This window comes from Aestuariirhabdus litorea (assembly GCF_003864255.1).
Classification (GTDB): Bacteria; Pseudomonadota; Gammaproteobacteria; order Pseudomonadales; family Aestuariirhabdaceae; genus Aestuariirhabdus; species Aestuariirhabdus litorea.
Map to the genome: position 1 here is coordinate 593845 of NZ_QWEZ01000002.1, position 25194 is coordinate 619038.

At 61.0% G+C, this 25194-nt stretch carries 24 protein-coding genes and 1 tRNA gene; 17 read left to right on the plus strand and 8 right to left on the minus strand.

Features of this window, described 5'->3' with window-relative positions:
• Positions 1–23 precede the first annotated feature (23 nt).
• Entirely contained in the window at positions 24–1178 is a 1155-nt protein-coding gene (gene metK, locus D0544_RS12760; RefSeq protein WP_125016729.1) for a methionine adenosyltransferase, read from the minus strand.
• A gap of 15 nt (positions 1179–1193) precedes the next feature.
• Entirely contained in the window at positions 1194–2213 is a 1020-nt protein-coding gene (locus D0544_RS12765; RefSeq protein WP_125016731.1) for a metalloregulator ArsR/SmtB family transcription factor, read from the minus strand.
• A 223-nt stretch (positions 2214–2436) separates the two neighbouring features.
• On the opposite strand from D0544_RS12765, the gene tkt reads away from it, so the two are divergent.
• The 5 genes from tkt (at position 2437) to D0544_RS12790 (ending at position 8768) form a co-directional block, all read left to right on the plus strand.
• A complete protein-coding gene (gene tkt / locus D0544_RS12770; protein WP_125016733.1) occupies positions 2437–4431 on the plus strand; it encodes a transketolase in 1995 nt (664 codons plus the stop codon).
• A gap of 7 nt (positions 4432–4438) precedes the next feature.
• Entirely contained in the window at positions 4439–5479 is a 1041-nt protein-coding gene (locus D0544_RS12775) for a type I glyceraldehyde-3-phosphate dehydrogenase (protein WP_125016735.1), read from the plus strand.
• Between the two features lie 37 nt (positions 5480–5516).
• Entirely contained in the window at positions 5517–6680 is a 1164-nt protein-coding gene (locus tag D0544_RS12780; protein WP_125016737.1) for a phosphoglycerate kinase, read from the plus strand.
• Positions 6681–6756: 76 nt separating this feature from the next.
• Complete coding sequence (gene fba, locus D0544_RS12785) at positions 6757–7821, plus strand: class II fructose-bisphosphate aldolase (RefSeq protein ID WP_125016738.1); 1065 nt, start codon at positions 6757–6759, stop codon at positions 7819–7821.
• A gap of 191 nt (positions 7822–8012) precedes the next feature.
• Positions 8013–8768 (plus strand): substrate-binding periplasmic protein, encoded by a 756-nt coding sequence (locus D0544_RS12790; protein WP_207905876.1) that lies wholly within the window; start codon positions 8013–8015, stop codon positions 8766–8768.
• Here D0544_RS12790 and D0544_RS12795 read toward each other — a convergent pair.
• Complete coding sequence (locus D0544_RS12795) at positions 8746–9795, minus strand: SO_0444 family Cu/Zn efflux transporter (protein ID WP_125016742.1); 1050 nt, start codon at positions 9793–9795, stop codon at positions 8746–8748. The genes D0544_RS12790 and D0544_RS12795 overlap by 23 nt on opposite strands.
• A 250-nt stretch (positions 9796–10045) precedes the next feature.
• On the opposite strand from D0544_RS12795, the gene D0544_RS12800 reads away from it, so the two are divergent.
• From D0544_RS12800 to D0544_RS12820, 5 genes are all read left to right on the plus strand, one after another.
• Positions 10046–10813 carry a substrate-binding periplasmic protein gene (locus D0544_RS12800; RefSeq protein WP_164880926.1) on the plus strand — a complete coding sequence of 256 codons (768 nt, stop codon included), beginning with the start codon at positions 10046–10048 and terminating at the stop codon, positions 10811–10813.
• 115 nt (positions 10814–10928) lie between these two features.
• Positions 10929–11399 (plus strand): MaoC family dehydratase, encoded by a 471-nt coding sequence (locus D0544_RS12805; protein ID WP_125016745.1) that lies wholly within the window; start codon positions 10929–10931, stop codon positions 11397–11399.
• A 19-nt stretch (positions 11400–11418) separates the two neighbouring features.
• Positions 11419–12342: an SDR family NAD(P)-dependent oxidoreductase gene (locus tag D0544_RS12810; RefSeq protein ID WP_125016747.1), complete on the plus strand. Its 924-nt coding sequence runs from the start codon at positions 11419–11421 to the stop codon at positions 12340–12342.
• A gap of 230 nt (positions 12343–12572) precedes the next feature.
• Entirely contained in the window at positions 12573–13676 is a 1104-nt protein-coding gene (locus D0544_RS17420) for a methyl-accepting chemotaxis protein (RefSeq protein ID WP_125016749.1), read from the plus strand.
• A 37-nt stretch (positions 13677–13713) separates the two neighbouring features.
• Entirely contained in the window at positions 13714–14313 is a 600-nt protein-coding gene (locus D0544_RS12820) for a hypothetical protein (RefSeq protein WP_125016750.1), read from the plus strand.
• Positions 14314–14382: 69 nt separating this feature from the next.
• Here the strand turns inward: D0544_RS12820 and D0544_RS12825 are convergent, their stop codons facing one another.
• Positions 14383–14673, minus strand: a complete 291-nt coding sequence (locus D0544_RS12825; RefSeq protein WP_125016752.1) for a DUF1244 domain-containing protein — start codon at positions 14671–14673, stop codon at positions 14383–14385.
• A 186-nt stretch (positions 14674–14859) separates the two neighbouring features.
• Between D0544_RS12825 and D0544_RS12830 the strand changes: the two genes are divergently transcribed.
• From D0544_RS12830 to D0544_RS12845, 4 genes are all read left to right on the plus strand, one after another.
• Positions 14860–15210: a pentapeptide repeat-containing protein gene (locus D0544_RS12830; RefSeq protein WP_125016754.1), complete on the plus strand. Its 351-nt coding sequence runs from the start codon at positions 14860–14862 to the stop codon at positions 15208–15210.
• A gap of 146 nt (positions 15211–15356) precedes the next feature.
• On the plus strand, positions 15357–16238 hold the full coding sequence (locus D0544_RS12835) for a DMT family transporter (protein WP_125016756.1): 882 nt from the start codon (positions 15357–15359) through the stop codon (positions 16236–16238).
• A 46-nt stretch (positions 16239–16284) separates the two neighbouring features.
• Positions 16285–17301 carry an alpha/beta hydrolase gene (locus D0544_RS12840; protein WP_125016758.1) on the plus strand — a complete coding sequence of 339 codons (1017 nt, stop codon included), beginning with the start codon at positions 16285–16287 and terminating at the stop codon, positions 17299–17301.
• A gap of 18 nt (positions 17302–17319) precedes the next feature.
• A complete protein-coding gene (locus D0544_RS12845) occupies positions 17320–18225 on the plus strand; it encodes a chemotaxis protein (RefSeq protein ID WP_125016760.1) in 906 nt (301 codons plus the stop codon).
• Between the two features lie 65 nt (positions 18226–18290).
• Here the strand turns inward: D0544_RS12845 and serA are convergent, their stop codons facing one another.
• Positions 18291–19520: a phosphoglycerate dehydrogenase gene (gene serA, locus D0544_RS12850; protein ID WP_125016762.1), complete on the minus strand. Its 1230-nt coding sequence runs from the start codon at positions 19518–19520 to the stop codon at positions 18291–18293.
• A 318-nt stretch (positions 19521–19838) separates the two neighbouring features.
• Between serA and D0544_RS12855 the strand changes: the two genes are divergently transcribed.
• Both D0544_RS12855 and D0544_RS12860 read left to right on the plus strand, forming a co-directional pair.
• Positions 19839–19914 (plus strand) — tRNA-Thr (locus tag D0544_RS12855).
• A gap of 28 nt (positions 19915–19942) precedes the next feature.
• Positions 19943–20545 carry an arylesterase gene (locus tag D0544_RS12860; RefSeq protein WP_125016763.1) on the plus strand — a complete coding sequence of 201 codons (603 nt, stop codon included), beginning with the start codon at positions 19943–19945 and terminating at the stop codon, positions 20543–20545.
• Here the strand turns inward: D0544_RS12860 and D0544_RS12865 are convergent.
• The 3 genes from D0544_RS12865 to D0544_RS12875 are packed head-to-tail and all read right to left on the minus strand — an operon-like array spanning position 20542 to position 23926.
• Positions 20542–21939 (minus strand): cryptochrome/photolyase family protein, encoded by a 1398-nt coding sequence (locus tag D0544_RS12865; RefSeq protein WP_125016765.1) that lies wholly within the window; start codon positions 21937–21939, stop codon positions 20542–20544. The genes D0544_RS12860 and D0544_RS12865 overlap by 4 nt on opposite strands.
• Positions 21936–22910: a YbgA family protein gene (locus D0544_RS12870; protein WP_125016767.1), complete on the minus strand. Its 975-nt coding sequence runs from the start codon at positions 22908–22910 to the stop codon at positions 21936–21938. Before D0544_RS12870 ends, D0544_RS12865 begins: the two co-directional genes overlap by 4 nt.
• Complete coding sequence (locus D0544_RS12875; RefSeq protein ID WP_125016769.1) at positions 22907–23926, minus strand: NAD(P)/FAD-dependent oxidoreductase; 1020 nt, start codon at positions 23924–23926, stop codon at positions 22907–22909. The genes D0544_RS12870 and D0544_RS12875 overlap by 4 nt, the downstream gene beginning before the upstream one ends.
• Positions 23927–24186: 260 nt before the next feature.
• On the opposite strand from D0544_RS12875, the gene D0544_RS12880 reads away from it, so the two are divergent.
• Positions 24187–25146, plus strand: coding sequence for a GGDEF domain-containing protein (locus D0544_RS12880; RefSeq protein WP_125016771.1), 960 nt, complete (start codon positions 24187–24189; stop codon positions 25144–25146).
• Positions 25147–25194 lie beyond the last annotated feature (48 nt).

The window sequence follows — 25194 nt, forward strand, 5'->3', positions numbered from 1 at the left end:
GGTCGCCGGGATAAGGGGGGGGGTTAGAGCGCCTTGGCCAGCTCGGCAGCCTTGTCGGTCTTTTCCCAGGTAAAGTTGTCGCCTTCGCGGCCGAAGTGGCCGTAGGCCGCGGTGGGACGGTAGATCGGGCGACGCAGGTCAAGCATGTCGATCAGTCCCTGGGGGCGCAGGTCGAAGTGCTCGCGCACCAGGGTACTGATCGCCTCGTCGCTGAGCTTGCCGGTGCCGAAAGTGTTGACGGCGATAGAGGTGGGCTCCGCTACGCCGATGGCGTAGGAGACCTGGATTTCGCAGCGGTCCGCGAGGCCCGCGGCCACGATGTTTTTGGCAACGTAGCGTCCGGCGTAGGCGGCTGAGCGGTCAACCTTGGAGGGGTCCTTGCCGGAGAAAGCTCCACCTCCGTGGCGTGCGGCACCGCCGTAGGTGTCGACGATGATCTTGCGCCCGGTCAGGCCGCAGTCACCCACGGGTCCGCCGATGATGAACTGGCCGGTGGGGTTGATGTGGAAGCGGGTGCCCGCGTGCAGCCACTCGGCGGGCAGGACAGGCTTGATGATCTCCTCCAGTACGGCTTCACGCAGGTCGGCCTGCTTGATGTTGGCATCGTGCTGGGTGGAAAGTACCACCGCCTCGATGGCCACCGGCTGGCCGTTTTCGTAGCGCAGGGTAACCTGGCTCTTGGCGTCGGGGCGCAACCAGGGCAATACATTTTTCTTGCGTAGCTGGGCCTGGCGTTCCACCAGCCGGTGCGAGTAGAAGATCGGGGCGGGCATCAGCACCTCGGTCTCATTGGTGGCGTAGCCGAACATCAGCCCCTGGTCGCCGGCGCCCAGGTCCTTGTTGTCACCCTCGTCAACACCCATGGCAATGTCGTGGGACTGCTTGCCGATGGCGTTCAGTACGGCGCAGGAAGCGCCGTCAAAACCCACCTCGGAGCTGTTGTAGCCGATGTCGAGAATCACGTCCCGGACCACATCCTCCAGATCGACGTAGGTGGAGGTGCGGACCTCGCCGGCGATTACCGCCATACCGGTCTTGACCAGGGTCTCAACGGCGACGCGCGCGTGGGGGTCGTCAGAGATGATGGCGTCGAGGATGGCATCGGAGATCTGGTCCGCCATCTTGTCGGGATGTCCCTCGGACACCGACTCGGAGGTAAAAATCGCATATTCGCTCATGGCGTCTTCCTGTAGCTAAGCAGAGTGCTGTTCATGAAAAGGGAGTGCCGGTTTGTCGAAGCGACGCACCTGCACCTGGAAACCGTTACGTTGCCCCAGAAAGAGGCTGTTTCCCGCGACCAACCCGGCGCGCTGCGCCCAGTCGGAAAATTCGTCGGGCTCGAAGCCCAGCCAGAGATCCCCGCAGGCATCGCGAACCCAGCTCTGGTCGTGGGAGCAGAGGTCGGTGATCACCAGTCGACCGCCGGGATTCAGCAGGCTGGCGGCCTGCTCAATCATCTCTTCCGGCGAGGGCACATGGTGCAGCACCATGTTGATGACGATGGCATCAGCCCTGAGTTCGCGGGCCAGGCCGTCGGCAGTGGTGCCCTGGATAAAATGGACATTGTCGAGCTGCTGCTGCCGGGCAAAGGCGCGGGACTTCTCCAGCATGGGGTGGGCGTTGTCGATGGCGTAGACCGCGTCAAAGTGGGGTGCCAGCTCCGCCAGGAAGGCCCCCTCACCGGGACCAATCTCAATGGCCAGCTGGTGGCGGTCCAGGTTGCCGCCCAGCAGCAGCTCCCGGGCCCCCTCGGCGTACTGGCCGTAATCGGCAATCAGTTCCTGTTGCTGGCGAAACTTGTCGGCATGGCGGGCAAAAAACTCGCGGGAGCTTTGGGCGCGCTGCTGCTGGATGGCGTCCACCCGTGCCTGAATGCTGGGCGCCAGCTCGGTGCGGTCCAGGCTGTTGAAGAGGCTGGACTGCAGTTCGGCGCCAAGGTCGCAAGGCTCGGCCAGGGCGCGGCGGTAGAAGATGGAGTTGCCTTCGCGACGGGTGTCGACCAGGCCGGCGGTGGACAGCACCTTGAGGTGGTGACTCATGCCCGATTGCTTCACATCAAAGATGGTGCACAGCTCCAGGACCCCGAAGGAGTTGCTCTTGAGTACCCGCAGCACTTGCAGGCGCAGAGGGTCCGCACTGGCCTTGCAAAGGCGGGTGAGCAGGTCAAAGGCATCCGGGGAGGCCTGGGGGGGGCAGGGGTTGGAGGCTAACATGGAGCGAAGTCTAGCAGCGGGGTGTGGGGTCCGCAAGATCTATATTGAAATATTTTGATATAGGTTCTGTGGTGGTGTAAATCGGGGGCGGGCAGCAGAAAGCCGGGTAAAAACTGTGATTTTTTTGAGCAATTCATTGCCGCTGGCAGCAATAAAGGAGAAAATACCGCCCCAATTTTTACCCTACGGTGCTACCGTAATCCCCCCTACAGGAGCCTCCCCTATGTCTTCCCGTCGCCTGCGAGCCAATGCCATCCGCGCCCTGAGTATGGATGCCGTGCAAAAAGCCAAAAGTGGACACCCCGGAGCCCCGATGGGCATGGCCGATATCGCGGAGGTGCTCTGGCGCGATTACCTGCAGCACAACCCGGCTAACCCCAACTGGGCCAACCGTGACCGTTTTGTGCTCTCCAACGGTCATGGCTCCATGCTGATCTACTCCCTGTTGCACCTGACCGGTTATGACCTCGGTATCGAGGATCTGAAAAACTTCCGCCAGTTGCACTCCAGGACCGCAGGCCACCCCGAGTATGGCTACGCGCCCGGAGTGGAAACCACCACTGGCCCCCTGGGGCAGGGAATCGCCAACGCGGTGGGTATGGCGGTGGCTGAGAAAGCGCTGGCGGCGCAGTTCAATCGCGATGGCCACTCGATCGTCGACCACAACACCTATGTATTCCTGGGCGACGGCTGCCTGATGGAGGGGATCTCCCACGAGGTGTGCTCGCTGGCCGGTACCCTGGGCCTCGGCAAACTGATCGCTTTCTATGACGATAACGGCATCTCCATCGATGGTGAGGTCGAGGGCTGGTTTACCGATGACACCCCCAAGCGCTTTGAGGCCTATGGCTGGCAGGTGATTCCCGCAGTTGACGGCCACGACCCCGAGGCGATCACCGCCGCGGTGGAGCAGGCCCGCGCTAACACTGAGCAGCCCACCCTGATCTGCTGCAAGACCATTATCGGATTCGGCTCCCCCAACAAAGAGGGGAAAGAGGATTGTCACGGTGCTCCCCTGGGTGACGATGAGATCGCGCTCACCCGCCAGCGCCTGGGTTGGGAGTATGGCCCCTTCGAAGTGCCCGCCGAGCTCTATGCCGAGTGGGACGCCAAAGCCGCAGGGGAGGCCCGCGAAGCCAGCTGGAATGAGGCCTTCGCCGCTTACCAAAAGGCCTACCCGGAGCTGGCCGCCGAGTTCCTGCGCCGTAGCCGTGGTGAACTGCCCGCCGACTTCTCTGCCAAGGCCCAGGCCTATATCGAGCAGTGCCAGCAGGAGGGTGCCACCATCGCCAGCCGTAAGGCATCGCAGAACACCCTTAACGCCTTCGGCCCCCTGCTGCCCGAGCTGCTGGGCGGCTCCGCCGACCTGGCCGGTTCCAACCTGACCCTGTGGAGCGGGTGCAAGGGGATCAGCAAGCAGGATGCCAGTGGCAACTACCTCTACTATGGGGTCCGCGAGTTTGGCATGAGCGCCATCATGAACGGTATCGCCCTGCACGGTGGCTTTGTTCCCTACGGCGCCACCTTCCTGATCTTCATGGAGTACGCCCGCAACGCCGTACGTATGGCGGCGCTGATGAAGCAACGCAGTATCTTTGTCTTCACCCATGACTCCATTGGCCTGGGTGAGGATGGACCGACCCACCAGCCGGTCGAGCAGCTCACCAGCCTGCGCACCACCCCCAACATGAACACCTGGCGCCCCTGTGACACCGTCGAGTCGGCGGTGGCCTGGAAGAGTGCCCTTGAGCGGACCGATGGCCCCTCTGCACTGATCTTCTCGCGCCAGAACCTGCCCCACCAGCCCCGGGACGCCGAGCAGTTGGCTAACGTGGCCCGCGGTGGCTACATCCTTAGCGATTGCGAGGGCACCCCCGAGCTGATCCTGATCGCCACCGGCTCCGAGATTGAATTGGCGCTGGCCGGCGCCGAGCAGCTGCGCGCCAAAGGAGCCCGCGTGCGGGTGGTCTCCATGCCGTGCACCGAGCGCTTTGAGGAGCAGGAGGTAGAGTACAAGTTGTCGGTTCTGCCGCTGGAGGTTTCTGCCCGGGTAGCGATCGAAGCCAGCCACGCCGACTATTGGTACAAGTACGTCGGCTTTGACGGCCGGGTACTGGGTATGACCAGCTTTGGCGAGTCCGCCCCCGCCGCAGACCTGTTCCGGGAGTTCGGATTTACCGTCGAGAACCTGGTCAGTATCGCCGAGGAGCTGCTGTAGTCGACCGATGAGCTACCGTATCGCGATCAACGGTTACGGCCGCATCGGCCAGTGCATCCTGCGTGCACTGTACGAGTGCGGCTACCGCGACCGTTTGCAGCCGGTGGCGATCAACGAACTCTCGGATCTGGCGACCATCGCCTACCTGACCCGCTACGACACCACCCACGGACGTTTTCCATTGCCGGTGGAGCAGAGTGATGATGGCCTGTTGATCGGCAGCGACCTGATTCGGGTGTTCAACGAAGAGAACCCTGCGCGCTTGCCCTGGCGAGAGCTGGGGGTGGATCTTGTGCTGGAGTGTACCGGCACCTGCCCGGATCGTCTCCACGGCCAGCGCCACCTTGACAGTGGTGCCGGCCGTCTTTTGATCTCACGGCCGACCGCCGGAGCGGTGGATGCCACCGTGGTGTTTGGCTTTAACGAAGCGGTACTGGGCGCCGAGCAGCGGGTGGTCTCCAACGCCTCCTGCACCACCAACGGTATCGTGCCGGTACTGCGCCTGTTGCACGAGCAGTTGGGTATTGAACAGGGCATGATCACCACCATCCACTCGGCGATGAATGACCAGCCCGTAATCGACTCGCGCCACCACAGCGACCTGCGCCTGGCGCGCAGTGCAATGCAGTCCATCGTCCCCGTCGATACCGGCCTGGCCCTCGGAATCGGGCGTCTGTTGCCGGAGCTGGCGGATCGCTTCCAGGCCCTGCACATGCGGGTGCCCACCAGCAACGTATCGCTGATGGATGTGACCCTTAACCTGTCGCGCGCTATCGATACCACCGCACTGAACCGACTGCTGCAGGATGCCAGCCGGGGCTCCCTCCGGGGTCTGCTCGGCTTCAGCGACGAACCGCTGGCGTCGGTAGATTTCAACCACGATCGCCACTCGGCCACCATCGACGCCACCCAGACCCGGGTGTGTGGCGATCGCATGGTCAAGCTGGTGGCCTGGTTTGATAATGAGTGGGGCTACAGCAACCGTATGCTGGACGTGACAGCCCATTGGCTGACCGCGGCCCTAGGCGAAATACCTCCCACCTCTTGAATGGCCCCAGGGGCCCGACCAATAAAGGAACTGAGTGATGTCCGTAATTAAGATGAGTGAACTGGATCTGGCGGGTAAGCGAGTACTGATCCGTGAAGATCTCAACGTTCCGGTAAAAGATGGCAAGGTCACTTCGGACGCCCGTATTCGCGCCGCCCTGCCGACCATCCGCCACGCCCTTGATGCAGGGGCCCGCGTGATGCTGATGTCCCATCTGGGCCGGCCGGTCGAGGGCGAGCCCGCTGCTGAGTTCTCCCTTACGCCGGTCGCGGACCACCTGTCCACCCTGCTGGGCTGCCCTGTTCGCCTGGAGAGTAACTATCTATCGGGTGTCGAGATCGCCGACGGCGAGCTGGTACTGCTGGAAAACGTGCGCTTTAACAACGGTGAAAAGAGCGATGACGAGACTCTCTCCCGCGCCTATGCCGCCCTCTGCGACATCTTTGTGATGGATGCCTTCGGCACCGCTCACCGTGCCCAGGCCTCTACCCACGGGGTGGCAAAATTTGCGCCGGTGGCCTGCGCCGGACCGCTGTTGTCCGCTGAACTCGAGGCTCTGGGCAAGGCACTGGATAACCCCCAACGTCCACTGGTAGCGATAGTCGGCGGTTCCAAGGTCTCTACCAAGCTGACGGTGCTGGAAAGTCTCTCCACCGTGGTGGATCAGCTGATCGTGGGCGGCGGCATCGCCAATACCTTCCTGGCGGCGGCGGGTAAGCCGGTGGGTAAGTCCCTGTGCGAACAGGATTTGATTCCCCAGGCCAAATCGTTACTGGAGAAGGTCGATGTACCCATGCCGGTGGATGTGGTGACCGGTAAGGCGTTTTCCGAAACCGCGGCCGCTGAGCAGAAGTCCGTAGAGGCGGTGGCCGAAGATGATATGATCTTTGATGTCGGCCCAGCGACCGCCGAGCTCTTCGCCGAGGCGCTCAAAAAAGCGCGCACCATCATCTGGAATGGCCCGGTCGGGGTGTTTGAATTTGATCAGTTTGGTGAGGGAACCCGGGCGATGTCGATGGCGATTGCTGATAGCAGCGCCTTCTCGATCGCTGGCGGCGGAGACACCCTGGCCGCGGTCGACAAGTACGGGATCGCCGACAAGGTCTCCTACATCTCCACCGGAGGTGGCGCCTTCCTCGAGTTCGTCGAGGGCAAAACCCTGCCGGCTGTGGCTATACTTGAGGAGCGTGCGCGGGGTTAACGCGCCTTCCGTTCTGGATTATCGCCGCAGGCAGAGCGCCTGCGGCTCTCTTTTTTCGACAGTTTGAGGAATCATCATGGCTTTAGTAAGCATGCGCCAATTGCTGGACCACGCCGCCGAGTACGGTTACGGCGTACCGGCGTTCAACGTCAATAACCTGGAACAGATGCGCGCGATCATGGAAGCGGCCGACCGTACCGACAGCCCGGTGATTGTGCAGGCCTCCGCCGGCGCGCGTAAATACGCAGGCGCCCCCTTCCTGCGCCACCTGATCCTGGCTGCGATTGAGGAGTTTCCCCATATCCCGGTTTGCATGCACCAGGACCACGGCACCTCACCCACCGTCTGCCAGCGCTCGATCCAGCTGGGCTTCTCTTCGGTGATGATGGATGGTTCGTTGATGGACGACGGTAAGACACCCTCCAGCTACGAGTACAACGTCGACGTAACCCGCCGTACCGTGGAGATGGCCCACGCCTGTGGGGTCTCTGTCGAGGGTGAGCTGGGTTGCCTAGGCTCGCTGGAAACCGGGCAGGCCGGAGAAGAGGATGGGGTCGGTGCCGTGGGTACCCTCAGCCACGACCAGCTCCTGACCGATCCCGATGAGGCGGCAGATTTCGTCAAGCAGACCGGCGTCGATGCCCTGGCCATCGCCTGTGGTACCAGCCACGGCGCCTACAAGTTCACCCGCCCGCCCACCGGCGATATCCTGGCGATCGATCGCATCAAGGCGATCCATGAGCGTATTCCTGGCACCCACCTGGTGATGCATGGCTCCAGCTCTGTGCCCCAGGAGTGGCTCAAGGTGATCAATGAGTTTGGTGGAGAGATCCCGGAGACTTACGGGGTGCCGGTTGAGCAGATCTGCGAAGGGATCAAGCACGGGGTTCGCAAGGTGAATATCGATACCGACCTGCGCCTGGCCTCTACCGGGGCGGTGCGTCGCTTCCTGGCCCAGAACACCTCTGAATTTGACCCCCGCAAGTACCTCAAAGAGACCACCAAGGCGATGACCGAGATCTGCCTGGCGCGCTATGAGGCCTTTGGCACCGCCGGTAACGCTTCCAAAATCAAGGTCGATAGCCTTGATCGCATGTTTGAGCGTTACCAGAGCGGCGAGCTGGATCCGCGTATCGCCTGACGGCGGTCGGGAAACAGCAGTAAAAGGCGGCCCTGGCCGCCTTTTTTGTGGGCGCCTGTTTTTGGGGCGACGCTCTGTTGGCTTTGTGTATCTGAGAGCAAGGGTCGGTTGATGCGAATTCTCAATAGGGGTACAACAACCTGATAACAATCAAAAGATCACGTGATATCAACAGGGATAGTGGGGGAATCATGAAGCGTTTGGCTTGGGCTCTTTGGGGGACGCTCTGGGTAGCGGTAACGGCGGTTGCTGAGGTTCCGCCGAATTACACGCTTTCACTCCAGACCGAAAACTTCCCGCCTTACAATTTTGCTGTCAACGGCAGTAACTACGCCAAAGAGAGTGACATCGATGGCATTTCGGTGCGTATCGTGCAGGAGTTATTCAAACGCGCCAATGTGGGCCATAAGATGACCCTGCGCTTTCCCTGGGAGCGGATCTACAAGAAGGCATTGGAAAATGAAGGCTTTGGGGTCTTCTCCATGGTGCGCAGCGATGAGCGAAGTCCGCTGTTCAAATGGGTCGGCCCGCTGGCCCCCGATGAATGGGTATTCTTTGCTCGGGATGGCAGCGACATCCAACTCAACTCCTTTGAAGATGCCAAAGGCTACAAGGTGGGGGGGTACAAGGGGGATGCGCTGACCGACTATCTGCTGGAGCAGGGGTTCAAGGTGGAACAGGCGGTGGCCGACCACCTCAATGCCAATAAGCTGGCCAGCGGCAAAATTGATCTCTGGGCGGCCAACAGCTATTCCGGGCGCTATCTTGCCCGTCAGGAGAAGGTCATCGGGATCAAGCCACTACTGACTTTCGACCAGGTGGATCTCTACCTGGGGTTGAATCGGGAGACGCCGGATGGGGTGGTTGAGGCACTCCAGTCAGCGCTGGACTCGATGCGCCAGGATGGCACCCTCGATAGCATCATCAACGACTATCTGGAGAAATAGCCGCTCCGGCCCAGGGCTTTCGCCACAGGCTCCACAGCGCACGCCCAAAGACCAGGGCGAGCAGGGCGGAAGCGACCAGATTGATAGCGACCGGTACCGGGGGGGCGGCCTCAAACGCTGTGGTGACCGTTAGCAGGCGGTGATCCAGCAGGGCATCCAACCCCAGGCCGCACAGCACGGCCGTTCCTATGACGCCCCCCAGGTAGGCCGCCAGCGCACGCCCCCCCAGTTCCCTGCGAACCAGGGCAATGGTTGAAATGTTGGTGGCTGGGCCGGCCAGCATAAAGACCAGCACGGTGCCGGGCGAAATCCCCGCCACCATCAGCCCCGCCGCGATGGGCGTGGAGGCGGTAGCGCAGACGTACATGGGAATGCTGATCAGGATCATCAAGGCCATCGCCGGCAGGCCGCTGCCCCACTGGCTCATGGTGTCGGGTGGGACCCAGGTGACCACTGCCGCGGCGAACACCAGTCCCGCCAGCATCCAGCCCGCAATCTCCTCGGCTATCTCGACAAAGCCGAAGTGCAGCCCCTGCAGCAGTCGCCGACCCAGCGGCGCATCCGTTGCGGGACCCTGGCAATCGCCCTTGCTGCAACAGCTGGAGCTGGCAACGGGGGCAGAGCTGGGCTCTTCAGGGCCGGCCAGGAGGCCGGCGGTGATGGCGCTGGCCAGGGCGGCAATGGGGCGCACGACGGCCATCAGGGGCCCCAGCAGGGCGTAGGTGACCGCAATGGAATCGACGCCGGTTTCGGGAGTCGAGATCAGGAAAGAGACGGTCGCTCCCCGCGATGCGCCTGCTCGTCGTATGCCCATGGCAGCAGGCACAACACCGCAGGAGCACAGTGGCAGCGGTGCCCCTAACAGGGCCGCCTTGACCACCGAGCGGCCACCCTCCCGGGCCAGGTGCCGCTGCAGCCAGTGGGCTGGCATCCACACCTTGAGGGCACCGGCAAACAGGAGCCCCAGCAGCAACCAGAGCGCCGCGTCGGCAAACAGGGTGGAAAAATTCTCGGCAAACAGCATCATGAAGTGGGCTCCCTCCGGGGTTGGCGAACTGGCAGCCAGATCCTGATTATGAGTTTACACCGGCGGCGAGCCATTCAGGTAGAGAGAGGCGCCCTTGCGGGCTGCTGCCAGGGGCGAAGCGGGGTGCCTGTAGCCCATATGAGACCGCTTGACGCGGGTCATGGTGGTGGGTAGTGCCGGGAGGTTATGATGGCGCCATGTTCGTCGGACTAGGAAGGCCGAAGGCTGGGAGTGTTGAAGGAGGATGTCCATGCCTGGAAAGAGGGTGCAAGGGGGTAAACAAGCGAGGGGGCGCGCAGGGTTGTGTCAGGCGTTGCTTTCTCTGTTGCTGTTCACCCTGTTGCTGCTCTGTGTGCCGGTGCGGGCTGAGCCGGTTCTGACCATGGGCTATGTGGAGTTTCCCCCCTTTTTTTTCACAGATGCCCGGGGGCAGGCCCAGGGCACCATCATAGAGATGGCACGGAAGGTCACCCAACGCGCCGGCTATCAGCTGAACCCTGTCTATTTTCCGCCCAGGCGAATGGAGAAAAGCCTGGCCGAAGGGCGCATCGACCTCTGGATCGGGCTGGATACCTTCGAACTCATGGCACACAACACCCTCTCCAGCAAAACGGTGGTCTCCACGATTGAGCTGCGCGCCTACCATAAGCCCGGTAAACCCCCAATCAGTCACCTGGACCAGTTAGCCGGCTCGCAGGTCGGGGTCTATTTCGGCTACAGCTATGGCGGCTGGATGAAGAGGATTCAGGATCCGGCCAGTGGCATCGAACCGGTTTTTGTTCGCATTCGCTCCCAGGCAGCCAGGATGTTAACCAGTGATCGTATCGACTACCTGCTCGATTACCGGGGCCCCTTTGAAAGCCAGGTTGACTCGAACATAACGGGCTACCTGGAGTATGAGACGCTGGCCACCTACAACCTTTATTTTGTGTTATCGAGGAAGCGCCCCGACACCTACCAGCTGATGAGCCAGCTGGAGAATGCCTGGCGTCAATTGAAACGTGAAGGGGAGATTTGAAACGGCCCCGTCCGTTGCCTGTTCGTTTGAACTATTCATCCGAGTGATAGTGGTTGTCTGCTGTAGTCGGCCGTAGCAGCATGCGGGGGATCAACCATTTACGAGGAGACTAGGCATGCTACAACAGGTGTCGGCGGCACAGCTGCCAGAATACATTGGAAAGGCGTTGGGAAGCTCCGACTGGTTTTGTATCGACCAGGCCCGAATCAACGCCTTTGCCGAGGCGACCCTGGATCATCAGTTTATCCATGTGGATGAGGCACGGGCGGCGACTACCCCCTTCGGAAGCACCATTGCCCATGGCTTTCTGACCCTCTCGTTGATTCCGCACCTGAGCGAATCGGTGGGGATCGTGCCGGAGAATCTCGTCATGGGGATCAACTATGGTTGTGACAAGCTGCGTTTCCTGCAGCCGGTCACGGTCGGCAGCGAGGTCAGGCTGCACTCCCGCTTGCTGGAGGTAACCGAGAAGAACCCCGGCCAGTTCCTGTTTAAAAACGAGATCACAATCGAGATCAAGGGGCAATCCAAGCCCGCCTTGATCGCCGAGTGGCTCACCATGATGATCACCTCAAACGACAACTAATTGCGGGGAGAACAACAAGATGAGTATTCGATTTGATGGCCGGGTGGCTATTGTAACCGGTGCCGGTAATGGCCTGGGACGTACCCATGCGCTGGCCTTGGCAGGGCGTGGAGCCAAGGTGGTCGTGAACGATTTGGGTGGGGCGCGCGATGGCAGTGGCCGCTCATCGGCGGCCGCCGAAGAGGTGGTGGCACTGATCCGGGAGCAGGGGGGAGAAGCGATCGCCAATGGCGCGAATGTGGCCTCCCCGGAGGAGGTTAGCGCCATGGTAGCCGAGGCGATGGATGCCTGGGGGCGCGTGGATATTCTGGTCAACAATGCCGGTATCCTGCGCGACAAGAGCTTTGCCAAGATGGAGCTGGAGGACTTCAGGGCCGTGATGGAGGTCCATGTGATGGGGGCGGTTCACTGCTGTAAGGCAGTGTGGGAGATTATGCGCCAGCAGCAATATGGCCGGATCGTGATGACCTCCTCCTCCAGTGGACTCTACGGTAACTTTGGCCAGGCGAACTACGGAGCTGCCAAGATGGCTCTGGTCGGTTTGATGAACACCCTGCATCTGGAGGGGGCCAAGTATGGCATTCATACCAATACCCTGGCACCGACGGCCGCCACCCGGATGACCGAGGATATCATCCCTGATCCGCGTGTGCTGGACCTGATGACGCCGGAGTCGGTGACCGCGGGCTTACTGGTGCTCTGTTGCGAGCAGGCGCGCTCCCGTCAAATTCTCTGCGCCGGGGCTGGGGGCTATGCCCAGGCTCGTATCTACGAGACCGACGGAATCTACCTGGCGCCAGAGCAGCAGACACCGGAAAACGTCCTGGCCGGCTGGGAAGAACTCTCCAGCAGCCAGGGTCAGAAGGAGTTGCTGGTCGGGGGAGAGCAGACCATGAAGTTTGTGGCCAAGGCCGCCGCCGCCCTCGGTATCTCCCTGGGCTAGCCGCGGATCTCGCCGGCGGCCCGTTCCGGGGCCGCCAACCCCCTTCAAGACCCGGTTCACTGGGCGGATACCCACCTCTATTGCGTTGGCGCACATTAAGTTTTGGCCGGCGCGGCCGATAGACTCATTTCAATAGCCTGGCTGAGCGGTTGGGTTATGATAGGAGTATGAATGAATCATGAGCCCGGGACATCGGGCAGTGCCCTGGCCCACCCCTGAAGGAGACAGCAATGCCATTTGTATCGAAACGCCGTTTGGAAGAGGCGTCGAGCACCATCGAGCAGCAGCGTCGCGAGATTGATCAGCTGCGTGAGCAATTGACGGCTGCCCAGGCGACGCAGATGGAGGTCGAGCAGTCGATGGTCTCGTCGGAGTCCACCATCTCGGAGCAGCGGGAGATGAACCAGCTCTGGCTAAGCTCCTCCGACCTGGTTAACGAGGTGCGAATGGAGGTGGCGGACTCGGCAACGGACCTGAGAACACACCGGGATCAGTTCCAGCAGTCGGTACAGCTGTTCGATAAGGTGATGGAGTCTTTGGTGATCACCGATGAGTCGATGGCGGTGATCCACAAGAACGCACTGTCTACGATTGAGTCAACTAACAAACTCAAGCAGGCGGCATCGGGCATCAATAGCTTCCTGGCAATGATCCGAGGTATTTCGGAACAGACAAACCTGTTGGCACTGAACGCCGCCATTGAAGCGGCGCGGGCGGGAGAACAGGGTAGAGGTTTTGCGGTGGTGGCCGATGAGGTGCGCACCCTGGCTCAACGTTCAGCCGAGGCAACCAATGAGATCTCGGCGCTGGTGGAGCAGGTCAACCAGGAGATGGATGAAGTGGCCTCGGGCATAAGCCACATCGGTGAACAGAGTCAGGCGGTGAGTGAGCGCACCACTGAAACCCATCAGATCAGTAGCCAGATTGTCGATCTGTCCCAGCAGATGTACCGGGTCATTACCCAGCATACCGACACCTCATTCCTGCTGACGGTAAAACTGGACCATATTGTCTGGAAACTGGAGGTTTACCAGGTGATGCTGGGGATGTCCAACAAGAGCATCGACCAGTTTGCGGACCACACCCTGTGCCGGCTCGGCAAATGGTATTACGAGGGGGAAGGAAGCACTAAATTCCGCCACCTGAACGCATTCCGCGCCCTCGAGAAGCCTCACGCCGCCGTCCACCAGAATGGACTTTCGGCGCTCGATGCCCACCAGACCGGCACGGGTCAGGACTGCATCGGATATTTGTCTAAAATGGAGCAGGCCAGCCGCGATGTGCTGCGCCTGCTGACCGATCTCGAACGCGAGGTCGAGCGGGCCAGTGCCTGAGGTGGCGTTCAGGAAAGGGTAACCAGAGGAGAGCATGATGAAGATGGGAATAAAAGGCTGGGCAGTGCTGGGGATGGCCATCTCCCTGTTGACCGCTCCTGCGATCGCTAAAGAGGAGAAAAAGTCGAAAGGCTATCAGCAGGGCTATGAGGAGCGTGATCGTCAAGAGGCCGAGGAACGCTATCGCAAGAAGGGTGAGAAAGATCGTACGCGTAAGGATTATGACGATGATGACCGCGACGATAAAAAAGACAAGCGCAAACGTTACGACGATGATGAGGATCGCGACGATAAAAAGGACAAGCGCAAACGTTACGACGACGATGATGATCGCGACGATAAAAAGGACAAACGCAAGCGTTACGACGACGATGAGTCAAGTAGCCGGGGTAAGAGCAGCCACAGCCAGCTGCCTCCCGGATTACAGAAAAAAGTGGCTCGGGGCGAGCCGTTGCCTCCTGGCTGGCAAAAGAAACTCAATGTGGGGGGAACCCTGCCGGCGGATCTTTACGAGCGAGGAACCGTGATCAAGCGTGATGAGGACAAGGGGGTTTCGTCGGTCGAGATCGAAAACACCGTGGTGGACGTCCTCGACACAACCCGAGAGATTATCGGTATCCTTAATCCCCAGAAATAGACCCGGTAGCAGGCACCGGCCCTCCTTCCGGTGGGGCGGTGCTACCGGTCTGGTGTGGATGAGGTTGACTTAATCCCTGGGCTGGTTGCTGGCAAACTCGGCCAGCTGCTCAGCACTGGCTTCGCGTTGGTGCTTCTCTTTCCACTGCGCGTAGGGTTCGCCATAGATCCGTTCGCGTGCCTGTTCATAATCGAGCGCTACCCCGCGCTCCTGGGCGGCGGCTACCATCCACTTTGAGAGGCAGTTGCGGCAAAAGCCAGCGAGATTCATCAGGTCGATATTCTGGACATCCTTGCGTTCGTCCAGGTGTTGGATAAGTCGGCGCAAGACCGCCGCTTCGATTTCGGTTTGTTGGTCCATGGGTCAGGTTTCTCCAGCGTGTTAAAGCTTCCTGTGTAACAGCATTGACCCCGATGATGCAACCTTAGGGGGTACCCCCGTCCCCGGGATAGGCTGAAATCACGGAGGCAACCGTCAAACCGACTTTACAGTTGCCTGAAAAAGGTCTGTAGTAAGGAAGCCGAAACGATCAAACGGGAGTGTGTAATGGCCAGCGGAACCCCTCAAATAAAGGATGACCCCCTCTACCAGCTTCTGCGCGATGAGAAGATCGAGGCGTTTAACCAGCAACGCAGCCAGGGCGTCAGTGGTGACTTGAGCGGTGCCGACCTGCGGGGGCTGGACCTGCGAGGCATGGTAGCGGCAGGGCTGGATATGTCGGGATGCTATTTTCGCAACAGCGACCTTAGGGGAATCGACTTCACCAGTACCAACCTCAACGGGGCCAGTTTCAAAGGGGCCAAAGTATCAGGCTGCTTTTTTCCTTTGGAGATACACGTCGAGGAGATACTGGCTTCCATGGAGCACGGCCTTCGCGTGCGTTACCAGCGCCCCTGACCGGTGCCGAAGAGACCCTGGCACGCAGTGCCCCTGAGAGGGGAGCGGACGCCGGGTTTGCGCTGGACTAATGGGGACAAAAACCGGTTCTGTCTAGGGCAGTCTCTTACTATAGTGGGCCCCTGATTGTTCCGCCGGAGACGTTGATGCCCCCTCAGAATAAGTTGGTACTGGCCATCGTACTGTTGGTCGTGGGTAATTTTGTGGCGGCTTTTTCGGATGCGGCCATCAAGGTTCTGGATGCCGATGTTCCCGCTTTTCAGTTTATGCTGCTGCGCCAGGTGATCGGTGTACTGCTGTTGCTGCCCCTGATGCTCGTCCTCACTCCATCACACAGGTGTACCCTGGCCATGCCACTGCACTTCTGGCGTGGTCTCTCCATGGCGCTGGGAGGAGGCTGTATGGTCTATGCGCTGGTCAACCTTCCCCTGGCGACGGCGGCCTCCCTGTTTTACACCGCCCCCCTGATGGTGCTGCCATTGGCGGCGATCTGGCTGGGAGAGCGGTTGACCGGTTTGCGGGTCGGAGCCGCCCTGTTGGGCATTGTGGGCGTGCTGGTGTTGCTACGCCCTACCCAGATTAACTGGGCCGCGCTTGCGGGGCTGGGCTGTGCCCTGAGTATTGCCTTTGGCCTGGTCACGCTCAAGCGACTGCCGGCACAGGAGACGGTGGTCACCGCACTCTTCTGGACCACAGTGTGGTCGATAGTTCCCCTGTTGCTGCTGGCCAGCCTGGAGTGGCAGCCGGTAAGCCTCCAGCTGTTGTGGGTTGCACTGCTGAGTAACCTGCTGATCATGGCTTACAATGGCTTGGCGTTACTGGCATTTCGTCTGGCCGATGCCAGCGCCATTTCACCGGTGGAGTACAGCGGCTTGCTGTTTGCTGCATTGATCGGGGTGCTGGGGTTTGGTGAGGTGCCTGACCTATACAGCCTGCTGGGCATGCTGATCATCATGGCACCCCTTTGGCTACTGGGACTGGATGGGAAACGAGCCCGCCGGCTGGCTCTGTCGCAAGAGAGCGCCTGAGCCTGGCCAATAAGAGGCGGGTTAATAGAGAGGCGAAGGAGGTCGCATGGAAGCAAACCGGGACTATCAGGAACGAGCCAGGCAGCTGCAGCAAATGCGAGAGCAGCTGCGCCCCCTCGACCTGCAAACCTGGTTGGTGCCCTCGCCGTTGGAGCAGGCCTGCCTGCAGTTCTACGGCATCCTGTTTACAGATGAGCGGGTCCAGCAGTCGGTCGGCTATCTTGACCACCAGGGCCAGAGGATCGCCCTCTACCGCTTTCGCCCCCAGCGAGTGAGCGCCAGCTGCTTTCTTCTCCACGGTTACTACGATCACGTTGGACTCTATGGCCACCTGATTCGCTTTCTGCTGGAAAATGGGGTCGAGGTGGTGGCTTTTGACCTGCCGGGTCACGGCCTGTCCGATGGTGAGCGTGCCTCCATTGACGAGTTTGGGCACTACCGGTCGGTACTGAAAACCTTGATCAGCAGCGCCGAGCGCGCCGCCCTGCCAAAGCCCTGGCTGGGTATGGGGCAGAGCACCGGCGGAGCCATCCTGGCCGATTGGGCGCTGGGGGAGGGCCGCGATTGCTTTGACCAGCTGTTGCTGCTGGCTCCACTGCTGAGGCCCCACCGCTGGCCGCTGGCGCGGGTGGCCCATTACCTGCTTCGCCCCTTTGTCAAAGCGATACCCCGCAGTTATTCAGACAACAGCAGTGACCATGCTTTCCTGCAGTTTGTCCGTCACCAGGACCCACTGCAGCCCCGCACCCTGCCGGTGGCCTGGGTGGGGGCTTTGGCCAGATGGATTCCCCATATGCTGGCGGCTAGCCCTTCACCGCTAGCGGTGCTGGTCGTGCAGGGGGACGAGGACCACACGGTCGATTGGCGCTTTAACCTCAGTGCCTACCAGCGCCTGTTTCCAGCGGCCCGGGTGTTGACGCTTGCCGGAGCGGGACACCACCTGGCCAACGAATCAATTCCCTTGCGAAAGCGTTACCTGCAATGGCTATCACAAAACCTGATCCTGGAGAGGGGTGGTGGAGTCGAGGTCAACGGTTATACTAGGGGCAGTATTGCAGAGTGAACACAGTGGAGTCGTTTGATGCAGAATGATCGTACACGGGCTGAGGGTAGCCGTCAGGAGCTGTTGCTGTTCCAACTCAATGGACGCCAGCCGTTCGGCATCAACGTGCTGAAAATTCGCGAAATCATCCCCTATGAGCCGCTTAACCAGATCCCCTACTCCCACCACGCGGTGATCGGGATCGCCAAACTCAGGGGGGTGCCGCTGACGGTCATCGACCTCTCGGCGGCGGTGGGTAAGGCACCGCTCAAGGATGCGGTCGAGGAGTCTGCATCGATCGTGATCACCGAGTTCAACCGCTCGATACAGGGTTTTTTGGTGCGCAAGGTCGATCGCATTGCCAGCTGCGACTGGAAAGATATCCTGCCGCCACCCGCTGCCAGTGGTCGCAGCAGCTACATCACAGGGGTAACCCGAATCGGTGAAGAGCTGGTGGAGATCATCGATGTTGAACGGGTGCTCAATGAGGTGACGCCTCCGGAGGATATTGCCGGAGGCTATGTCCGCCAGCTGGATGAGGCGCACCTTAAGGCCTTGCAGCAGAAGTGTATTCTGGTGGTGGATGACTCGGCCATGGCCCGTAAGCAGATATCCCGTACCCTGGATACCATCGGCGTACCCTATTACCTGGCCCGTGACGGCAAGGAGGCGCTGGAGAAATTGCGTAGCCTGAGCCAAACCGAGGGTAAGCATGTGGATATGATTATCTCCGATATTGAAATGCCGGAGATGGACGGCTACACCCTGACCAAGGAGATTCGTAAGGACGCGGACCTCTCGTCCAGCTACATTCTCCTCCACACCTCGTTGGCGGGTGAGATCAGCTCACAGAATGCAAGCCGCAGTGGCGCTGACGCCTCCCTCACCAAGTTTGTGACCGACGAGTTGACCGAGGCGGTGATCGAAGGGCTCAGCGTTTCCTGATACCCGCCGCTAACGCACAAAAAAGCCGGCATGCGAGCCGGCTTTTTTGTGGTTGCGCGGAGCGCTTAGTAAAGCACCCGGCAGCGGATGGTGCCTTCGATCTGCTGAAGTTTTTCCTGCGCGATCTGGCTCTGGTCCGCATCAACGTCGATTACCACGTAGCCCACCTTCTCGTTGGTTTGCAGGTACTGGCTACAGATGTTGATGTTGTTGTCCGAAAAAACCCGGTTGATGGAGGCCATGACGCCGGGAATATTGCGGTGAATGTGCAGGATACGGTGCTGGCCGGCATGGGTCGGCAGCGCCACCTCGGGGAAGTTGACCGATGAGGTGGAGGTACCGTTGTCACTGTATTTGGCCAGCTTCTCCGCTACCTCGACACCGATGTTGGCCTGGGCTTCCATGGTGCTGCCGCCCACGTGGGGTGTCAGGATCACGTTGTTGAGGCCGCGCAGCGGGGAGACAAACTCCTCGTCGTTGGAGCGGGGCTCCACCGGGAATACGTCGATCGCGGCGCCCAGCAGCTTGCCCTCTTTAAGGGCTGCAGCCAGCGCGTCGATATCCACCACGGTACCGCGGGAGGCGTTGATAAGAATGCCGCCATCCTTCATCGCTGCGATCTGTTCGGCGCCGATCATGTCCTGGGTGGCAGGGGTTTCGGGAACGTGCAGGGTAACGATATCGCTGGTCGCCAGCAGCTCATTGAGGCTGTTGATCTGGCTGGCGTTGCCCAACGGAAGCTTGGTGATGACGTCGTAAAAGCAGACCTCCATCCCCAGCCCCTCGGCGAGCACGCTGAGCTGACTACCGATGCTGCCGTAGCCGATGATGCCCAGTCGCTTGCCGCGAATCTCGTAGGAGTTCTTGGCGCTCTTGAGCCACACCCCCTGGTGGGCCAGCGCGCTCTTCTCGGGCACGCCGCGCAGCAGCAGGATCGCCTGGGCCAGCACCAGCTCAGCAACGGAGCGGGTGTTGGAATAGGGGGCATTGAAGACGGCGATACCGCGCTCGCGTGCCGCGTTCAGGTCGACCTGGTTGGTACCGATGCAGAAGCAGCCCACAGCGACCAGCTTCTTCGCAGCGTCGAAGATCTCTTCGGTGAGCTGGGTGCGCGAGCGGATGCCGATAAAGTGGGCATCGGCGATGCGCGCCTTGAGCTCCTCATCGGGGAGCGAGGTGGTGAGGTAATCGATATTGGTGTAACCGGCTGCCTTGAGATTATCTACGGCGCTCTGGTGCACCCCCTCAAGCAGCAGGAATTTGATCTTGCTTTTTTCTAGAGACGTAGTGGCCATGTTGGCTCGATCCTCGTGCGTTCCGGCAGGCTCAATCCGGCCGACGCTTGTTGACTGCGAAGTGATGAACAGCGGGGTGTTCCCTTTCCTTGAAGCCGGGGAAGCCGCTCTTGGAAGCGACCGGTTTAGGTGCCCGGGTCCGAGGGGCGCCTATCATAGCACAGCCTTTGCGGATTGCTGACTGGCGGCGGTTGAATTCTATTCAGGCTCTTATGAGCAAAGTGCAGCTACTGCCCCGAGGAAGAAAAATGCCCCGCTGCAGGAGGGATCGAGACGCTGGAACAGCGGCGGAACGTTTTGCTACACTCAGCCTCCAGTGCCGGTATAGCTCAGTTGGTAGAGCAACGCATTCGTAATGCGCAGGTCGGAGGTTCGACTCCTCTTACCGGCACCATCTTCTCTCTATGACTCCCTTTTACGTGATGCTCCGCCTACTCCTTTTGCTGTTTGTCTCCATGTGGTTGGCTGGCTGTGGTGGCCCGGACAACCCGCCGCTGGCTGCCGATGCGGTGGTGCTGGCCTTCGGTGATAGCCTGACCGAGGGGGTAGGGGCCGGTGGCGAGCGCCAGGCCTATCCTGCCCAGCTGCAACGCCTGACCGGTCGCCGGGTGGTCAATGGCGGGGTTTCCGGGGAAGAGACCTCGCAGGGGCGGGAGCGACTCGTTGCGCTGCTCGACGAGGTGCAGCCGGAGTTGTTGATTCTGTTGCAGGGGGGCAACGATATCCTGCGCAGCCGTCCGGTGTCGCAGATCCGCGACAACCTGGCGGCCATGATCGAAGCGGCCCAGGCCCGGGGTATCTCAGTACTGCTGGTGGGGGTACCACAAAAGAGCCTGTTCTCTGACAGCGCCCCCCTCTACGCGGAGCTGGCGCAGCAGTACGGAGTGCTCTTCGAGGAGGAGCTGGTGGCGGATCTGCTGCGCACCCCCTCCCTCAAGTCTGACCCGATTCACCTCAACGCCGAGGGCTACCGGCGCCTCGCCGAGGGGATCAGGGAGCGGTTGCACGACTCGGGGCTGCTTTAGTCCTGCCTGGTCGCGCTTCGGAACCGTTCCAGCGCCCGCTCCCGGGACTGGCGGTAATCGATGATGGGTGCCGGGTAGCCGAGTTGCTGCCGAACGGGCGCCGGGGGGTTGTGGATCTGGCGCCCATCCAGGCTGGCCAGTTCGGGCACCAGCTTACGAATAAAGTGCCCCTCGGGGTCAAAGCGCTCCGACTGGCGGGTGGGGTTGAAGATCCGGAACCAGGGCGAGGCATCGCAGCCGGTGGAGGCGCTCCACTGCCAGCCGCCGTTATTGGAGGGGAAATCGCCGTCCAGCAGCTGCTCCATAAAGAAACGCTCCCCAACCCGCCAATCGACCAGCAGCAGTTTGCAGAGGAAGCTGGCGGTCAACATCCGCAGTCGATTGTGCATCCAACCGGTCTGCTTCAGTTGGCGCATCCCTGCGTCCACCAGCGGGAAGCCGGTTTGTCCCTGCTGCCAGGCGAGCACCCCGGTCTCGTCCTCCTCCCACTGCAGCTTTCCGGTAGCGAGCAGGAAGGGCTGGTTACGGCTGAGGCGGGGAAAACCGATCATCAGGTAACGATAAAACTCGCGCCAGGCCAGCTCGCGCAGCCAGGGGTCTTCGCGCCACTCACCGCCATCGACCGCTGAGTGCTGCTGGATCAGCTGCAGGCAACGGCGCGGGCTCAGCAATCCACTGGCGAGATAGGGGGAGAGGCGACTGGTGCCGTTGACCGAGGGGATGTCCCGCATTTCACCGTAGCGGCCGCGTCGGTCCTGCAGGAAATGATGCAGTTCGGCCAGCGCCTGTGTCTCGCTGGCTGGCCAGAGATCACTGCGGTAGGGGCCAGTGCCGGGTAACCTGAGGGGGGAAGGCACCGGTAGCGGCGGGGCAACCGGAGGGGGCTCAGGCAGGGTGCACTGGCCCAGGGTTTCGACTCCCCTGAGCCAGGTTCGGTACCAGGGGGTGAACACTTTGAAGAAGTTGCCCTGCTGGTTCAGTACCGGCTTCGGCAAGATCAGGTCCGCGGGCTGTTCATGGCAAGCGATACCGAGTGCGCGCAGGGCGGCGGTCACCTGTTGGTCCCGCAGGCGCTCGTCGACAGGAACCTCGCCGTTGAACCAGAGGGCGGTAACCCCCTGCGCCTGGCAGTAGTCGGCGATGCGATGGGGCAGCGCGTCGAAGCGGTCAGCCTCAAGGCTGTCCAGCGCGATTCCCCGTTCGGCGAGCCGCTCCCCCAGGTGGTTGAGCGCGTCCTGACGAAAGGCCAGCTTGGCCGCTGATTCTTGGTGCTCCTGCCACTGCTTTGGCGTGATGCAGTAGAGGACCCGCACCGGCCCTCCCTGTTGGCAGGCATGGTAGAGGGCTGGGTGATCGTCGAGCCGCAGGTCGTTGCGAATCCAGACCAGGTTCATAAACGGTTGCTGAGACCCAGGTCTTCCGGATAGGGCTCGAGGTAGCGCTGGGCGCGCAGGTACTCGTTGCTCTCGCGGTCGATGTAGTGGCGCAGCAGGGTCAAGGGGGTGATCAGCGGGATCTTGCCCTCGCGATAACGGTCAATCACCTCCGCAATCTGCTGGCGTGCCTCGCCCTCAACGCTGCGCTTGAGGTAGCCCAGCAGGTGTTGCAGCACGTTGGTGTGCCCCTTGCGGCGTGCGGGGGTGGAGAGGGCTTCCATCAGCTGGCTGAAATAGCGTTCCAGTACCTCATCCAGTGGCTCCCGGTGGGCTTCGGCCAGCTCCCGTCCGAGCTGTTTGTAGAACACCTGGGAGTGGGCCATGAGCACATACTTGTAGCTGCTGTGGAACTGCAGCAGCCGGTGGTAACTGGGGTTGGCCAGCACCTCATGGCGGTAGTGGTAGTGGGCATAGACCCGCAGGATGAAGTTTTCCCGCAGGTGGGGGTCGTTCAGGCGACCCTCCTCCTCGACCGGTAGCCGCGGGTAGCGGTCGATCAGCGCCGCCGCGAACAGGCCGCGCCCGCGGTTGATATGGGGGTGGCCGTTGGGCTGGTACACCTTGATGCGCTCAAGCCCACAGCTGGGGGAGTTCTTCATCAGGATATAGCCATCCAGTTGGTGGTACTGATCGAGCTGGTTGGCATACCCCTGCTGCAGTTGTTGGGTGAGGTCCTGCTCGGGATGGTCGGTGTAGACCAGCTTCGGCTGGTCGGGGTCGCCGACCAGGCGTAACACCGGTCTCGGGGTTCCCAGCCCGGCGGCCATTTCGGGGCAGAAGGGGGTGAAACTGAAGTAGTGGCTGAGGGTGTTGAGGCACAGCCGTGACTGGCTGTGGCCACCGTTGTAGCGTACCTCGTGCCCCAGCAGGCAGGAGCTGATACCCACCCTGATGGGGGGCGCGGGAGGGGATGGTTGAGTCTCGGTCATGCGGCGCATCCAGAGTGAGATGGGTTCAGTATAGAGCGTGTCAGCGACTGTGCACTCAGCAGGGCGGCTTCGACACCGTCGATATGTGGGTCATCCACCAGCCAGTCACCACACAGGGCCAGCTGTAGCTGGTGGTTAAACAGGTGGCCTGCTGCCACGCCCGGCCCCCGGTGCCTTGCCAGCAGCCAGCGATGGCTGCTCAGGAGCTGGAGGTTACCGCGGGGGGAGAGGAGCTGTTGGAACCGCTCCAGCAGCTGTTGGCCGGCCTCCTCCGGCTGCAGTTGCAGGTGAGACGCACTCCATCCACTCTGGCCATGCAGCATCCACAGCTCGGAATCCTTGCTGTCCCGGCCCGGCTTGCTGCTGTCGCGAATCGCCTCAGCCAATAGGGGGTCCGATCCTGAATATCGGTCTGCCAGTTGGGGGTTGGTGCGGTCGGTAAGCAGGGCACATACCCACTGTGAGAGGGTCCGCTCACTGGCCATACGGATCAGGGCCAACCACTCATTATCCCAGGGGTAGAGCGAAAGCGCCTGGCGGGCCGGTGTGGTGACCACCACAGAGGAGGCCTGAACCGGGGCGCAGCCCTCCGCATCCAGCAATAGCCAGTGCCCCTCCCGGCGCGCCAGCTTCTCGACCTTAACCCCGGTGATCACCCGAGCCTGGGTGCACAGCTTACGGTGCCAGCTGTTCATGGAAGGGACTCCACACCACTGGGTGTCGCGCCTGAGCGCCTCGGGTGACTCAAGGGTCGCTGCGCTGTGGTGCCAGGGGCGTAATACTCCCTGCTGTTGCCAGCGCTGCAGGTCAGGGGTCAGTAGACCGGAGTTGTGCCTGAAGCTGAATGCCCCAAGGTCCACGCTCTGCTCGTCTGGCAGCCCGCGACGGCTACAGCGGCCGCCCACTCCTCGGCTCTTCTCAACCAGCGCAACCCGGTAGCCCTGCTGGCTGAGCTGCTCGGCCAGGAAACAGCCGGCGGTGCCCGCCCCCACAATAGCCAGATCACAGTAAATCATTCGGTGTTACTCCAATGGACAATGGTATGAAAGAGACTCTGGTTTCACTGTTACAGAGGTTGGTTTCATTGTGATGACTTCCCGGATTAAACCGGTCGGGTCTTTAACCGTTTTACGTGGCAGGATAACAATAGGATCACCCCGTTAATGGGGCCGTACTTTGTGTTGGATGAGTCGGCTGCAGGGAGTGCTATAGTTGGGGGGCTGGCGAGGGACTACGGTGGTCGCCTGGAGCCCGATTGTTAGTACTGGAGAGAGGCTTGAAAGCAGCGAATATTCCTAAGGATGAGCCACAGCGCATAGCGGCACTTAACCGCTTGGGCGTGCTGGATACCCCCCCGGAGCAGCGCTTTGACCGCATCACCCGGATGGCGAAGCGGATCTTTGGTGTACCGGTCGCGTTGGTCAGCCTGGTGGACAGCGAACGCCAGTGGTTCAAGTCAAAGGTGGGGCTGGAGGTGGACGAAACGCCTCGGAATGTCTCCTTCTGTGCGCACGCCATCCTCAGTAATGAGCTGTTTATGGTACCCGATGCCACCCACGACCAGCGTTTCATTGATAACCCGCTGGTGGTGGGGGAGCCCCATATTCGTTTTTACGCGGCCTGTCCATTGAAGGCCATCGACGGTAGCCGGGTGGGTACTCTCTGCCTGATCGACAAGGAGCCCCGCAACCTGGATGCGGAGCAGCAGGAGACTCTGGCGGACCTGGCCGCGATGGTCGAGCGGGAGCTGGCGGCGGTGGAGTTGGCCACCATGGATGAACTGACCGGTATCTCCAACCGGCGGGGGTTTATGCAGCTGGGGCAGCATACCCTTAATCTGTGTTTGCGCCAGCAGGTCCCGGCGACCCTGGTTTTCCTCGACATCGACCACTTCAAGCCGATTAATGACCGCTTTGGTCATGCGGAGGGGGATCGGGTACTCAGTGAATTTGCCGAACAGCTCCGGCGCAGCTTCCGGGTGACGGATCTGTTTGCCCGCCTGGGCGGGGATGAGTTTGTGGTGTTGTTGATCAACGCCGATGAGGCGCTGGCCCATGGGGTGGTGGCTAAACTGAGGACCGCTGTGAGCGAGAGGTTTGATGACGCAGGGCGTGGTTATAAGGTGACCTTTTCCCATGGCGTTGTGGGGTTCGATGTGGCCCGGCATGAGGGGATAGCTGAGCTGATGAATGACGCCGACCAGCTGATGTACCAGTGCAAGCAGCAGAGACGATAATACGGCTCCAGGCGTTTTCTGATCCATCCATCCAGGTCACATGAATAA

Excerpts from the sequence above, each read along its gene's own strand:
- D0544_RS12845 (WP_125016760.1), top strand. The coding sequence starts at position 17,320 with ATGCAGAATGATCGTACACGGGCTGAGGGTAGCCGTCAGGAGCTGTTG.
- D0544_RS12830 (WP_125016754.1), top strand. The coding sequence starts at position 14,860 with ATGGCCAGCGGAACCCCTCAAATAAAGGATGACCCCCTCTACCAGCTT.
- D0544_RS17420 (WP_125016749.1), top strand. The coding sequence starts at position 12,573 with ATGCCATTTGTATCGAAACGCCGTTTGGAAGAGGCGTCGAGCACCATC.
- serA (WP_125016762.1), bottom strand. The coding sequence starts at position 19,520 with ATGGCCACTACGTCTCTAGAAAAAAGCAAGATCAAATTCCTGCTGCTT.
- D0544_RS12795 (WP_125016742.1), bottom strand. The coding sequence starts at position 9,795 with ATGATGCTGTTTGCCGAGAATTTTTCCACCCTGTTTGCCGACGCGGCG.
- D0544_RS12860 (WP_125016763.1), top strand. The coding sequence starts at position 19,943 with ATGCTCCGCCTACTCCTTTTGCTGTTTGTCTCCATGTGGTTGGCTGGC.
- D0544_RS12800 (WP_164880926.1), top strand. The coding sequence starts at position 10,046 with ATGCCTGGAAAGAGGGTGCAAGGGGGTAAACAAGCGAGGGGGCGCGCA.
- fba (WP_125016738.1), top strand. The coding sequence starts at position 6,757 with ATGGCTTTAGTAAGCATGCGCCAATTGCTGGACCACGCCGCCGAGTAC.
- D0544_RS12790 (WP_207905876.1), top strand. The coding sequence starts at position 8,013 with ATGAAGCGTTTGGCTTGGGCTCTTTGGGGGACGCTCTGGGTAGCGGTA.
- D0544_RS12820 (WP_125016750.1), top strand. The coding sequence starts at position 13,714 with ATGAAGATGGGAATAAAAGGCTGGGCAGTGCTGGGGATGGCCATCTCC.
- D0544_RS12825 (WP_125016752.1), bottom strand. The coding sequence starts at position 14,673 with ATGGACCAACAAACCGAAATCGAAGCGGCGGTCTTGCGCCGACTTATC.
- D0544_RS12805 (WP_125016745.1), top strand. The coding sequence starts at position 10,929 with ATGCTACAACAGGTGTCGGCGGCACAGCTGCCAGAATACATTGGAAAG.
- tkt (WP_125016733.1), top strand. The coding sequence starts at position 2,437 with ATGTCTTCCCGTCGCCTGCGAGCCAATGCCATCCGCGCCCTGAGTATG.
- D0544_RS12875 (WP_125016769.1), bottom strand. The coding sequence starts at position 23,926 with ATGATTTACTGTGATCTGGCTATTGTGGGGGCGGGCACCGCCGGCTGT.
- D0544_RS12865 (WP_125016765.1), bottom strand. The coding sequence starts at position 21,939 with ATGAACCTGGTCTGGATTCGCAACGACCTGCGGCTCGACGATCACCCA.
- D0544_RS12840 (WP_125016758.1), top strand. The coding sequence starts at position 16,285 with ATGGAAGCAAACCGGGACTATCAGGAACGAGCCAGGCAGCTGCAGCAA.
- metK (WP_125016729.1), bottom strand. The coding sequence starts at position 1,178 with ATGAGCGAATATGCGATTTTTACCTCCGAGTCGGTGTCCGAGGGACAT.
- D0544_RS12870 (WP_125016767.1), bottom strand. The coding sequence starts at position 22,910 with ATGACCGAGACTCAACCATCCCCTCCCGCGCCCCCCATCAGGGTGGGT.
- D0544_RS12775 (WP_125016735.1), top strand. The coding sequence starts at position 4,439 with ATGAGCTACCGTATCGCGATCAACGGTTACGGCCGCATCGGCCAGTGC.
- D0544_RS12780 (WP_125016737.1), top strand. The coding sequence starts at position 5,517 with ATGTCCGTAATTAAGATGAGTGAACTGGATCTGGCGGGTAAGCGAGTA.
- D0544_RS12835 (WP_125016756.1), top strand. The coding sequence starts at position 15,357 with ATGCCCCCTCAGAATAAGTTGGTACTGGCCATCGTACTGTTGGTCGTG.
- D0544_RS12810 (WP_125016747.1), top strand. The coding sequence starts at position 11,419 with ATGAGTATTCGATTTGATGGCCGGGTGGCTATTGTAACCGGTGCCGGT.
- D0544_RS12765 (WP_125016731.1), bottom strand. The coding sequence starts at position 2,213 with ATGTTAGCCTCCAACCCCTGCCCCCCCCAGGCCTCCCCGGATGCCTTT.